9 protein-coding genes and 2 pseudogenes are annotated in these 13,250 nt (G+C 42.2%); 1 reads left to right on the top strand and 10 read right to left on the bottom strand.

What is annotated here, in order from left to right; genetic code table 11:
* Positions 1-4 precede the first annotated feature (4 nt).
* Positions 5-1,231: a Zn-dependent hydrolase gene (locus VZF35_RS20545; RefSeq protein ID WP_407308004.1), complete on the bottom strand. Its 1,227-nt coding sequence runs from the start codon at positions 1,229-1,231 to the stop codon at positions 5-7.
* A 549-nt stretch (positions 1,232-1,780) separates the two neighbouring features.
* Between VZF35_RS20545 and VZF35_RS20540 the strand changes: the two genes are divergently transcribed.
* Complete coding sequence (locus VZF35_RS20540; protein WP_407308001.1) at positions 1,781-3,832, top strand: heterodisulfide reductase-related iron-sulfur binding cluster; 2,052 nt, start codon at positions 1,781-1,783, stop codon at positions 3,830-3,832.
* A 33-nt stretch (positions 3,833-3,865) separates the two neighbouring features.
* Here VZF35_RS20540 and VZF35_RS20535 read toward each other — a convergent pair.
* The 9 genes and pseudogenes from VZF35_RS20535 to VZF35_RS20495 all read right to left on the bottom strand — a co-directional run.
* Positions 3,866-5,071 (bottom strand): annotated as a pseudogene (locus VZF35_RS20535) (UbiD family decarboxylase domain-containing protein).
* A 273-nt stretch (positions 5,072-5,344) separates the two neighbouring features.
* Positions 5,345-5,644: a hypothetical protein gene (locus tag VZF35_RS20530; RefSeq protein WP_407307999.1), complete on the bottom strand. Its 300-nt coding sequence runs from the start codon at positions 5,642-5,644 to the stop codon at positions 5,345-5,347.
* 257 nt (positions 5,645-5,901) lie between these two features.
* Complete coding sequence (locus VZF35_RS20525; RefSeq protein ID WP_407307997.1) at positions 5,902-6,897, bottom strand: sugar phosphate nucleotidyltransferase; 996 nt, start codon at positions 6,895-6,897, stop codon at positions 5,902-5,904.
* A complete protein-coding gene (locus VZF35_RS20520) occupies positions 6,897-7,280 on the bottom strand; it encodes a sugar phosphate nucleotidyltransferase (protein WP_407307995.1) in 384 nt (127 codons plus the stop codon). The genes VZF35_RS20525 and VZF35_RS20520 overlap by 1 nt, the downstream gene beginning before the upstream one ends.
* Before the next feature lie 53 nt (positions 7,281-7,333).
* Positions 7,334-7,741, bottom strand: a complete 408-nt coding sequence (locus VZF35_RS20515) for a GtrA family protein (RefSeq protein ID WP_407307992.1) — start codon at positions 7,739-7,741, stop codon at positions 7,334-7,336.
* Between the two features lie 27 nt (positions 7,742-7,768).
* Positions 7,769-9,853, bottom strand: a complete 2,085-nt coding sequence (locus VZF35_RS20510) for a glycosyltransferase family 2 protein (protein WP_407307990.1) — start codon at positions 9,851-9,853, stop codon at positions 7,769-7,771.
* Positions 9,792-10,841, bottom strand: coding sequence for a glycosyltransferase family 2 protein (locus VZF35_RS20505; protein WP_407307988.1), 1,050 nt, complete (start codon positions 10,839-10,841; stop codon positions 9,792-9,794). The genes VZF35_RS20510 and VZF35_RS20505 overlap by 62 nt, the downstream gene beginning before the upstream one ends.
* Positions 10,838-12,460: an ArnT family glycosyltransferase gene (locus tag VZF35_RS20500; protein WP_407307986.1), complete on the bottom strand. Its 1,623-nt coding sequence runs from the start codon at positions 12,458-12,460 to the stop codon at positions 10,838-10,840. Before VZF35_RS20500 ends, VZF35_RS20505 begins: the two co-directional genes overlap by 4 nt.
* A gap of 377 nt (positions 12,461-12,837) precedes the next feature.
* Positions 12,838-13,231 (bottom strand): annotated as a pseudogene (locus VZF35_RS20495) (GspE/PulE family protein); the annotation flags it as partial.
* Positions 13,232-13,250 lie beyond the last annotated feature (19 nt).

The following is a 13,250-nucleotide window of genomic DNA, read 5'->3' as shown; positions in this document are numbered from 1 at the left end:
CTTCTCAAGAGCTCGCTAACCTTAAAAGCGTGTGGTAGAGGACATTAGCTCCATCGGCACAGTCCTCAGGTGAACTCCATTCAGCTGGATTATGACTAATTCCATCCTTTGAGCGTACGAAAATCATGCCTATCGGACAGATATTAACAAGCTGCATCGCATCATGCCCAGCCCCGCTGGGAAGATAAAAAGGCTCAAGGCCTAAATGGCTGAATGCCTCCTCTGCTGCTCGTTGAAACGTTTCAGAGCAGGGTGCCGGCGGTATGCGTTGCAATACTTCAGTATGCAGTTCCAAACTTCGTTCACGGCAAATTTGTTTTGCTTCTTTAAAAATACAATCTTCTACTCGATCACTGACTTCTTGGTTAATATCCCTTAAATCAAGTGTGAGTTCAACAGCTCCCGGGATGATGTTAATCCCGCCGGGTAAAACATTCATTTTCCCCACAGTGGCGACGGTTGTACCTGTTTTTTTAGCTTCCTTTTCAACGATTTGCACAAATTCAGCGGCTGCTACTAAGGCATCATGTCGCATGGTCATCGGTGTTGCACCTGCGTGCCCCGCCTCACCTTTGAACGTACACTTAAGCCATAATTCATTAACAATTCCAGTGACAATACCTACTGAATGATTATTTTTTTCAAGCACTTTACCTTGTTCAATATGCAGTTCAATAAAGGCTTTTATACTTCCCTTAGTTCGAGCAGCACATCGTATGAGCGCGGGATCTAAACCTTGAGCCTTCATAGTATTCGCAATTGAGATGCCTTCTTTATCCTTAAGTTCTAAATCCTCCGGTTTTAGACCTCCAATTACCCCCCTGCTCCCCATCATGCTATAACTAAAACGAGTTCCTTCTTCATCGTTGAAAGCAATAACTTCAATAGGGTGTTCGCTCTTTATACCCTGTTCCTGCATCGTTTGGAGAACTTCAATTCCTCCGATAATGCCTAAAGCGCCATCGAAGATTCCTCCGTTATACACTGAATCAATATGAGAACCAGTAAGGATTACAGGGGCTTCCGGATTGCGGCCTTCCAGGCGTCCAATAATATTTCCAACCGCGTCTTCCCGTACATTTAATCCTGCTTCTTTCATAAAAGAAATGGCAAGATTTTTTGCTGCGCGATCTTCTGAAGTGAACGCTAAGCGGGTGATACCTCCAGATTCCTGTTTTCCAATCTCCCCCAACTCGATCAGGCGGTTAAATAGTCGTTTTTTGTTAATCACGTTGCCACCCCTTAAACTATATATTTCCAATTCTCCTTTCTTTAGATTTTTAACTTACACTGATATTTTCTCCAATTTTCCTCGTCTCGTCTTCTCATAATCAAGATAAATATGTTCATCGCTAACTATCCTTGTAAGATAAATCATAATAGTCAGAAGCTTACCCTAGATTTAGTTAATTAACTTTGAACCAAGCTGAACGGCAGTTTTTCTAAGTGTTTCTAAATTAAGTATCTTTTTTGAAGAGATCCATATATTGATATTGACCATAAAGAAAATATAGGAGTATTATAAGTGTAGGCAATCGAACTTACCCTCAAACTGCTTCCAAAAGTATTAGTCTTTCTGCTTCATCAAGTGCAAAACATCACATAAATATGTGAATTATTTCACTGATCTGACAATTTGGACACTTTAGAAAGGAGTTTAACGCCTAGTGATATGAAGTAACACACATGATTCGATGTCAACTGTTGAAAAAATCTTGAAGTGGCTTGTGGCTTATTGCCTCGGCGGATGCCGAGAGTCTATTTAAATGGAGGGATTTATATGCGTCTAGCTTGGCTTATCGCTTTCCTGGTAATTGCTATTGCTTCTGTTCTGGCCTTTAGTTATGCCTTGAAGAAAAAGATCCGTATCTTAACCTTAGGGGCCAAAGAGGAACGCTTTGACAACCCCGGTCAACGTTTTATGAATTTTGTTAAGTTGGTCTTGGGCCAGAGTAAACTGATCAACGAACCCTATGGCATCATCCACTTCATCATTTTTTGGGGTTTTATCTTTATCTGTTTAGGCGAGCTGCCTTTGATCTTTGAAGGGCTCTTCCCTGCTTATTCTTTTCCCTTCCTCGGAACCAATCCCTATTTCTATATGATTAAAGATATTCTTACAGCCTTAGTTGTCATTGGTTTATTCATCGGAATTATTCGTCGTTGGGTCATTAAACCCGCTCGCTTATATCGTACTCCGGAAGCCGCTATTATTGTTCTTTTAATCCTGGGTGTTATCGTCACAGAGTGGATTTCCAGTGGTGCTAAGGTTGCCCTAGGGAACGACAGTGTCTACGCTCTTGCTATTATGTATCATAGTGTGGCCTATCTCTTCCAAGGACTTAGCTCGGATACTTTGGTCACAATCCAAGATACGTTTTGGTGGATTCATATGCTCATTGTCTTTGGGTTCCTGGTCTACATTCCTAACTCCAAGCATATGCACCTGGTGGCTGTCCATCCGAATGTTTACTTCTCTTCGCTGAAACCTATTGGTGCTCAAATCGAAAAGATTGACTTAGAAAACGAAGAGCTCACCGAGTTAGGGGTTGCCCGCATCGAAAGCTTTACTTGGAAACAGCTTTTAGATAGTTTTGCTTGTGGTGAATGTGGTCGGTGTATGGACAACTGTCCCGCCAACATTTCCGGTAAACCTCTGAATCCGAAGCGTTTGCTCAGCCGTCAATTGAAAGAGCATCTTCTGGAGAAAGGGGCCGTTTTAAATGCCAAAGGTCTCTCTTCCACCGGCGAAGAACATGCAGAGGCCTTAGCGGAAATCGCTGAGAATGATCCGCAAGCGGCTGAGATTTTACAAAAGTCCCTGATCGGGGATATTGTTTCCGAAGAGGAAATTTGGGCTTGCACTACGTGCATGTCCTGTCAAGTACAATGTCCTGTGGCCAATGAACACGTCAATAAGATTATTAATATGCGCCAATCCCTGGTCATGATGGATAGTAACTTCCCACAAGAGTTACAGACTTCCTTCCGTAATGTGGAAAACAACGCCAATCCTTGGGGGGTTGGTTATACAGAACGGGCTAATTGGGCTGCTGACTTAGATATCCCCTTAATCAGCGAGCGGGAGAATGTTGAGTATCTCTTCTGGGTTGGCTGTGCCGGTTCTTTCGATAGCCGGGCTCAGAAAGTCTCGGTGGCTGTTGCTAAGATTCTGAAGGCAGCGGGCGTTAATTTCGCCATCTTAGGCACGGAAGAGAAATGCTGCGGCGACTTTGTGCGTCGATCCGGCAATGAGTATCTCTTCCAAACCGCGGCTGCCGAAAATGTAGAAATCTTGAACAACTATCACGTGAAGAAAATTATCACGGCTTGCCCTCACTGCTTAAATACCCTGAAGAATGAGTACCCTGATTTCGGCGGCAGCTATGAGGTTGTTCATCATACCCAATTCATTGAGCAATTGATTAAGGACGGCAAATTAGTGCTCAATTCTAAGGGTGATATCGAGCCTCAAAAAATAGTCTACCATGATTCGTGTTATTTAGGCCGCTACCAACAAGAATTCGAAGCGCCTCGCTCCCTTTTCAAGATGGTTCCGGGTGTGGAGATCGTGGAAATGGACCGCAACCATAATAAGAGCTTCTGCTGTGGAGCAGGCGGCGGCCGCATGTGGTTAGAGGAAGAAAGCCATCAAAGGGTTAATAACCTGAGAGTTGAGCAAGCGCTGGAGAAGAATGCTGAAGTGATTGGTGCGAATTGCCCCTTCTGTATTACCATGTTGGAAGATGGCGTCAAAGATAAGGTCGACAGTGATAAGCAATCGGTTCGAGTCGTCGATCCTGCTGAGCTCATCGCTAAGATGATTGGCTAATTAATATTAAGTCGACAGTACCCTTAATGACTATCAAAACTTATTTTTAAATAAATCCGATGCAAAGCGAGCAGGATCTACCTTCTTAAATTCTGCTCGCTTAAACTTATCTTTTAAGTGAAATGGAACTGTGCAATCAAAAATAACCTTACAGGAAATACTCCTATCCCTAATTGCTGGGCTATAATCAGGATTCTGCGAAAGGTCTAATGGAGACAACGTACACCAGGAATCAATATTGTATCGATGTCTCCTTGAAAGCGCGTGTTTAATGCCCACATCACATCATTACTATCAAATAGATCAGACATCATCGTCGACTAAAATGACGTGCTTAAGTTCAGAAAACGCCGAGAAAGCTAACAAGGCAGCTTGTCTTTGCCGACCTTCGTCGCTAGGCTGACTCTTCTTGAATTGAAAACAGCCATTTATTTGCCGCCACCTGAAGTATGGGCGTAAACATTTAATAATCTACTCGGTATAGTCTTTTCTACCATTTGTAGGATACTAGCTTCGGTTGGAATACCTGCTAAATTCACATGCTCTTCACTTGGCCCGATACAAGTTTGCATGATGGGATTGCGGCGATGAGTCACGGCTTTGACTTTTATTACCGGCAACTCAGGATAAGCTGGGCCTGTATAGCCAGGAAACTCTGGCATCGCTTTTCCGGTGTTCGTGTTTTGGTCTTCTCTCACCCGTATCCCGGGAAGCAATTCCCCTTCGATCACATATTCGGCGTTGGCAATGGCCTTTTCGCGGATTGTCAGACACCGAGTCAATTCAACTGCTTGCTTTCTGATGGCACCTGCTATACTCAATTCATTAAAACCTAATGGAGTAGTTGGTGGTTCATCGGCGTAATGAACAATTTCCTGACAGAGTGCCTTTTCTTGAGCTACGATTACCGGCGCAATTGGGCTCTTAACTGCTTCATTCAGAAGGAAGCCTAAACGTTCAGGCTCAGTGTTAAGTAATAGACCTACCCTAGTACGACTGGCTAAAAGTCCAATAACGACTCTAGCATCGTCATGACCCTTAACATTGTTGAAAATCATGACCGGACCAATCTGCATGGGACGCATCACCGTTTCACCAGCACCTACGTATCGATAGACCCCCGATAACTCTGGCATGTGGGTCCACTAATTCGTTAGTTTCAATTAATTGGCCTGGTACAGTCTTTAAGAGTTCCAGAGCAGAACGTAAATCAGTTACTTTTACTTTTTCTACAGACATTATCCATTCCTACATTAGGTATAACTTTTAGTCATGATTCACTTAACTATAATGAATTTGTTTTTTCATCCATTTGTATTAATATTATCCATGAAGAGAGACACTTAAGCATAACATAAATATTCGATGATTATTTAAACTACTGTTACTCGCTACTTAAGCGGTTAACATAAAGCGTATTCCCCCATATTTCCAACTTTTTTCTATAACCCTCCTTGAGAGGGCTTTTTTTAAAATCGATAAGAGGCGGAGTCTCTCCGTCGTTTTCTCATATTACCCACGTACCGTTCGATATACAGCGGTTCGCCAACTGTTACGAACTTCTAAATATCGGTCCGTGAGGCTGACTAATCCGAGCTTCTGCCAGTATTTTTTCGTTAAGATGGAATTAGGAAGTAAGGACGCAGTCCACGGGCCTTTTCTTGTATTCGAATAGCCAAAGCCCATCCATTCTGGAGCGCCATACGCCCGAAACTGTCTTATTCGTGTCTTTACCTTCTTCCATTGCTTCCACGCGCACATTCTTAACCAGTGGTGTATCCATTGGTCAATTTCCTTTTGAAAAACCTCCATAATTGCAAAGGACAGCATTCTGTCATTACTCTAGCGATTCGGGTGGTTTCATTGAAAAACCTTTATAAACTGGGACGTTCATTCCTGTGGATTTCTCTCTGCTCAGTTCTCAAAAACGCCAGGTTAATGGCATCTCTGAAAAAATAGATCGACGGACATTTGGTCATAAGCGGCGTATGGAAGCGTCAAAACCTGCAACAATTGATCAGGAAAGAAGAACGCCTAACTACGCCTAGACAATAAGAGAGTGCTCAAATTTATTCCTTTTTGAAATAGGGTAGAACTCTAGAAACTTCCTCCCAAGTCATAAATACTCTGATAATATCTTCCTCATTCAAATCAGTTCCTGTCTGAACCTCGATAAACTCTAAGTCTGTATCCGCCTTGATTCCATGTTTTATACCGACTGGAATATGTAACACATCTCCCGGTTTGATTTTGTAGATCACATCATCGAGTGCGAATTCTCCCTCGCCAATCACAATATTCCAAACTTCGTTTCGAAGAGAATGCACTTGGTAACTCAGGTTCTTACCTGATGTGATCTTAACACGTTTGGTTAGAACCTCCTTACCGTCGTCATATTTCATATAATCCAGTACTTTGTACCAGCCCCAACGCCGTTCCTCAAACATTGGCCGTTGAATAAATCGATTAAGCAGATTTTTGACCTTTGGGCTTTCATTTTTATCAGCAACTAAAACTCCGTCCTGACTTGCCGCGACGACAACATTTGATAGTCCAAGCACTATTATCGGAATATCTAATTCGTTAATAAGATGAGTATTTATTGAGTCTTCACTTAAATATCCCTTGCCGGTAAGCGGGGAAATTATTTCTTCAGTTAAGGTATTCCAGGTTCCAAGGTCTTTCCATTTTCCTTGATAACTAATCGCCACAACCTTCCTGGCTTTTTCAACGACTTCATAGTCAAAGCTTATTTTGGGCAATATCCCATACACCCTTTTCAGTTCTGAATAATCTGTAGGCAGACCACGTTCCTCCATTTTAGCGATGATATAACCCAATCTAAAGGCAAATACGCCACAATTCCAAAGCGCTTGCTGCGAAATCAGCACACGAGCCTGCACTTCCGTAGGTTTTTCCTGAAAATGACTAACTTTCATTAATGAAAGTTTGCCTTGGTTGGGCTCAGGGACAATATACCCGTACATTTCAGAAGGGTAAGAAGGTGTAACACCCACTAAAGCAAGCTCTGTATCAGTTTCAATCAGCGCATTCTCTAATTCCATTACTCGCCGAAAAAAGGTTCTTCCACAAACGAATCCGCAGGAATGACAGCAACCACTTCTTGAATTCCAACACGTTCAACTGAATACAGATAAGTGGCCGCTAGGGTAATCGCCGGATAGGTATCTCTTCGTCCAGGTTCCACAACCATCTTTATAGATTCCCCTAATTGGCTTTGAAGAATATCTACTTGAGAGCGATCTGTTACAATCATGGCAGAATCATCTAAGCCTAAAGCTTTTAACTGACCCCATACTCTTTGAACCATCGATTCAAGACCGCCACTTCCGTTGTTCAACACTCTAAGAAACTGTTTTGACCGAGAATCATTGGATGTCGGCCACAAGCGTTTACCCGACCCACCTGAAAGCAAAACCAATCTCATTGCCATACTCCTTTCCAAAGCTCGCTTTATGCACAAGAATCTTAGGTACATGGCTAGTTATTTGAATCGCGGAAGGTCCATGAACGGTTCAATAAATAATTTGATACTGGAACCACAATAACCACCAGACATTGCCCATACAGATAATTCCATTTCAGCACATGAACACTAATGAACATGACGGCGCTATTTAACCCTAGTCCGATCAAAGAAACTAATAAATAAGTCAGAAATTGCCGTGTTCCTCTGCTTCTTGAACGAAACGTCCAAGTTCGATTTAAGATATAAGAAACCACTAATACCAGCAGAAATCCAAAAGCTGATCCCAAAATAGGATCAAAATGGGCAAATTCAACAAATAAAATAAGGCTTCCAAAATGGAGAATTGTGCCCATTAGACCAACCAACCCATAGCGGATAATCACAGGAACTTCTAAACTTGGTTCTTGATCATTGTTCATTTTTGTAACATCCCTACGTTTATAGGTTTAAGCACTTAGTTTGCCAGCGGAAGAAGACCCGCTATTCACCAGGCCATGATCTGTCTTCTCCCAATAAAACGGTTTAGTAATTAGTTGCCAAGCTGCTTTATAGGCGGCCACACTCATCAGCGCCCAATATATGGGCGTTAAGAGTGCATACTTAACCAACCGAAAAGAAATCGCATAATCACCTTTGGCATGTAGTTCATCTATGACCCAAACTGCACCTACTACATTGCTGAAAACGAAAAGGAAATTTCCAACAATAAGTTCCACTGCTGCTAGGTAATAGATTGGCCCGGGAAATAGCCTCGGAATCAATTGATAATGAGTCATGAACCATAATAAAACCATCAGCCATAACAACGGATTAATTAACGGGAGTAGCGGTGTTGCTAAGGTAATAACCTGTACTCCCAACATACCTCTCGTCCCAACTTGACGCCACAGACGTAAGGGGAACCTCATGTGCACCAACCAAGTCTGCATATATCCTTTAATCCAGCGTGACCTTTGTCTGATCCAGTTGCCAGTCCGACTGTTTGCTTCCTCCCATGTCCTCGAGTCCACAATTCCTGTCGTATAACCTGCTGCATATAACCTAATACCTAAATCAGCATCTTCCGTGACATTGTATGGGTCCCAGGCGTTCAGCTTTTTTAAGGTCTCCGTTTTAAAATGATTTGATGTGCCGCCAAGTGGAATCGGAATGTTTAACTTCATAAGACCAGGCAATAGCAGTTCGAACCACATGCTGTATTCTTGAGTAAACCAGCGAGTTAGCATATTCTGCTCGCTATTATAATAGTTAAGCTTGGCTTGAATGCAACAGCAAGAATCTGGGCTTCTCTGAAAGGCAAGGTGGACTTTTTTCAACTGATCGGGATCAGGCCGATCCTCTGCATCATAAATGACCACATACTCACCTCGTGCATTGATAAGTCCATAATTACAAGCCTTGGGCTTCGTCTTAGGAAATGCATGAGGTAAGACAATAGTCGTATAGTGAGGTACGATAATAGTTGAATAAGAGTAAATTAAATTCTGGGAACGCAGAAATTCCTGAGCCTCAACGTCGTCTTCTTCAATCAATAAGCGTATATCGAGTTTATGCTTGGGGTAATCAAGCCGCTCCAGATGTGCCAGCAGGTTTGGGATCACACCACTCTCCTTATACATAGGTACCAGGATAGTGTATACTGGGAGACTGCGTTCATCCACTGATTCAACTTCTTCGTCCGTTATTATTATCTGAGCACCATCACGAGTTCCCCGCATAATCATTAAAAACTTAAGGACGACTACAATAAAATATAGCACCTGGACAAAAATATTGATAATTAATGCTGTCGCAAATGGAGCAAAACATAGGCCAAGAATAACTGTGACTAAAATCGCTACAATTCCCATGATTTGTTGTTTGGTGAAAACAGTTTGCGCTGATTGATCAGGCCTTTCCTGAGCCAGCCTTTCGGTACTAATCGTCATTAATTCGCTCGCATAGGCCAGGCTCCAAAGCATCTCCATCTCTGCGTGAGTTGCCAGCACCTGTTCAATTCTTTTTTCAAACATAGATTCCAAGAGATTAACCTGATCTTGGGAGAGTATTTTAGCCACTGCCACAACAACCCGATTTAAATTCGTGCGCAAAACGATTGCTTGCAATTGATTTGCTATCTCTTCAGGAATTCTTAGTAAAAAATCCATGGAAAATTGAGACCCGATTCGTCCCATTCCCTGTTGTGACGCGACTGTTCTAAATAACGTCTGTGCATCTACTAAACCAAGCGATAACAGTATCTCACCCAGTGCGCCCCCACTTTTTTGCTGGAATTCTAAAGCTGAGTTCAACTGTTCCTCTGTCAAAACACCGAGCGCAATAAGCAATTCCCCAAGTTTGCCTTTCGGGGGAACCAGCTGTGTTGCCTCAAAAACCTTAGACTCATCAACCCAGCCAAAATCAACCAGAATATTTCCCAGTAAGCCGCTATGCATTTTCTGATAATCCAATGCTTTTTTCAAATCCTGTTCAGAAATCCACCCTTTTTGTACCAAAATATCGCCTAATCGAAGAGGATTCTGTACGCTCATCCTTTTCTCCTTTTGTCAATGATGTTAATGACCGACTATTGTCATTGGAACGGACATCCGAAGCCTTCTGGCTGACTATATATCTTGGTCGCCCTTTAACCTCATCATAAATTGCCGCAATATATTCCCCAAGTATCCCAATGCTGAGCATGATCATGCTGTTCATGCCAAGCAGTAATAGGATAACCGTCGTAAACCCCGTAACAGCTATCCCCGCTAATTTCATATAGAGGGTTTGAATCCCAAGGATAATAGCTCCAACGAAAAATATTAATCCCATAATTGTAACAAAGCGAAGCGGCCAAGATGTAAAGGTCACGACCGCATGAAGTGCTAATCTAACAAGAGTTGTAAGTTCCCAATTTGTCTTACCATCAATGCGTGGAGGGACATCAAACTCGATTTGGACTCGAGAAAATCCCAACCAAGCCGTCATACCGCGAAAAAACGTGATGCGTTCTGGCATATTGGCCCAAGCTTCCACAACCTTCCGATCAAGAAGCTTATAATCGCATGCTCCGTGTAAATCATATCTTGTGAGATTGTGAAGTAGTCCGTAAAACAACTTCGTACTCATCCGATAGCTAAAAGACTCTTGCCCGCGCGTCTTCTTTACACATTCGATAATTTCTACTTCATTAGAGCGCCAATACTCAATCATCCGGGAAATTAGCTCGGGCGGATGCTGAAGATCCCCGTCCATAATGATCACTGCTTGTCCTCTTGCATTCTCCAATCCTGCGCAAAGTGCTCGTTCCTTGCCAAAATTTCGGCTGAGGCGAATACCTTCCAACTGAGGAATTTCGGCACAAATGGCCAGCAGTTCATCCCATGTTTCATCAGTCGAACCGTCGTCAACAACAATTAGTTCAAAAAAGCTGGTAGACTGCCGGATAAATCCAACAATTGTTTTAAGCGTTTGTTGTAAGTGCCGAGCTTCATTCCAGACAGGTATGACTACAGATACCTCGATTGCTGTCGAATTCATTTGACAGTTCCTCCTGTGCTTCTTATTACCTTATAGAGTCTCCAATTTGAGCCAAAGTCCTTGACAAGCTCCGCCCAGTCAGCACCATGATAAAACAAGTTGGGATAAGCATTATTAATCGCGCTGATCACAGATGAGGATCCAGGTTTAGGAATCAGAATATAGCTAACTCCATATTTTTCCGGGTCTGAGATGGCATCAGTAAAATAATAATCGCTGGATATATAGAAACGTCTCGAAAACTGACTTTCCAAAATAATCAAATAAGCAGAGAATGAATCAACCAAAATAGTACTATGAGGATAGTTTTCATCTAGATACCTGGAAATCTCGCCCCATTGTTTTTCATCATAGTAAGTCTGATTGTGGTATCCGAATGTATTCTGGAGAAAAGTATTTTCATCAGGCGCAATGGAAGGTTGGGTAATGACGTAAGAGAGAATAACGAAATTTGCTATCATTGCCACAAGGGGAATAACAATCTGCCACTTACGCTTTAGCTTACTCAGCTCATAAGGCAGCCAGGCAATGGACACTGGTAACGCATACATAAAATACCTTAACCATCCTAGCGAACTTCCTTTCATCAACATAATTATTTGCAACATTGGCATAGACATGAACATTCCCAGCAAGATTAGAGTGTCCCAGCGCATGAAACGACGATTGAGCAGTTTGAGAATTAAAATTGCTATTAAGGGGGCGGAAAACACCAATACTTTTCTTAGAGCAAAGAAACAGGCCTTTACAGGGTTGTTAAGTAACGCTGCATACTCAAAGGAACTCAAATGGCCCTGTATCTGGGCAGTATTCGAATAATCTCCATTCAAAAAATATAGAGGGTTATGCATGATGATCGCGTTCAGCAAAACCCACAAAAGTACAGAGTAACAAAGTGGTGTCACAATAACCGCAAGTATGCCTTCTGTTCGAGACCACTTGTAACTAAAGTGCCTTTCATTGGGTGGAATAGCATTTCTCTGAACTAGCATTGAGGTGATGACACAGCCGATTATTATGCTTAAACCAAAGGGAACCGCTTCATATCGGCACCAAAAAGCTAAAGCAAGAGCGAAACTCGCAACCACTAAGTCGCCAATTCGATATGCGTCAAGCCAATCTAAAAAACATAGGATGCTTAGAATCGCGAAGAATATAAACGGGGCATCACTTAAACCATTAAACCCAAATAAGAAAACCATTGGGTTTAATGAATATAATAGTGAAAAAACAACAGCACACCAACGTGGAAGGCCACGTTGAATAAAAAACCGCACCAGCATACTAGCAGTCAACGAAGCAAAGATGGCGCTCATTAGCAAACCAGCAATTCCCTTGGTTGCCATTGCCGGTATCCATGGATATAACAACAAAAAAGCCAAATCTACCATACTCGGTAAAGGATTCCACACAAATCCTATCGCACCTAGGTGGGGATTACGGCTGTATAGAACGTAAAACGCATTGGCAACTCGACTGATCCCATCACTGTGGTAATAACCTACATAAACATTGTAGTAATAACCGGCTGCACATTCCAATAAGAACACCGTAATCCCAATTAAGCAAACTATTTTTCTGTCGCGACAGATTCTCAGTTCTTCTTCTACAGTGGCCAAACGCTTAAACTCCTAAATCTTTGAATTGGAAATATGGGCTCTTTCATTCTGTGTTAAGTTTATTATTCTTTCATTTTAAAACAATACTCAGTAATTGACGCCTAGATCTTTATATTCTTCGCCATTCGTTAACATATGCCAAATAGCTATAATCATTGAGTGTACACCGGCTACTTTTGCTTTATCATGTCCTCACCGTACCGCTAAACGGTCATATTGTACTTTCGAAAAAGAATCCATATTTTTCACTACTAACTCAAGGCTTGAAGTCTTGAGTGCCTGAGAGTTCTTCCCCGATTAAGTTTTTAGCTCTAAAGGTATAGACAGGCATTGTTTTATTCTAAGCACCTTCTCGGTATGCTGAGTTATTTTTGAGCTAAGTAAGGGGCAACCCCCATGTCCACTAACCTAGTCAAGGAGCTAGGGCGTCATTGGTATGGAGAGTAGAAAAGACTAAGTGCCCCGTGATAGCCGCTCGTACAGCAATATATGGGCAGGTTCTTCATCCCGCATCTCCCCAATCATAATGATGTCAGGGTCTTGTCTAAGAATACTTCTTAAACTGGAAGCAAACGTGAATCCTGCTTTCGTATTCACTTGAACCTAATTGATCCCTAACAAGGTATATTCGACCGGTTCTTCGACTGTCACAATATTTTTCTCAATAGTGTTTAGTTCTTTCAAAATCGTGTAAAGTGTTGTGGAGTTGCCGCTTCCCGTGGGTCCTGTCAGCAAGACAATTCCATAAGGCATACTTAAAATTCGATTCAGAAGGGTATTTTCATGGTTC

Source organism: Desulfosporosinus paludis, assembly GCF_045689965.1.
In the GTDB taxonomy this organism is placed as follows: domain Bacteria; phylum Bacillota; class Desulfitobacteriia; order Desulfitobacteriales; family Desulfitobacteriaceae; genus Desulfosporosinus; species Desulfosporosinus paludis.
The sequence above is the reverse complement of the archived record's forward strand: the minus strand, read 5'-3'. Positions and strand labels throughout refer to the sequence as shown.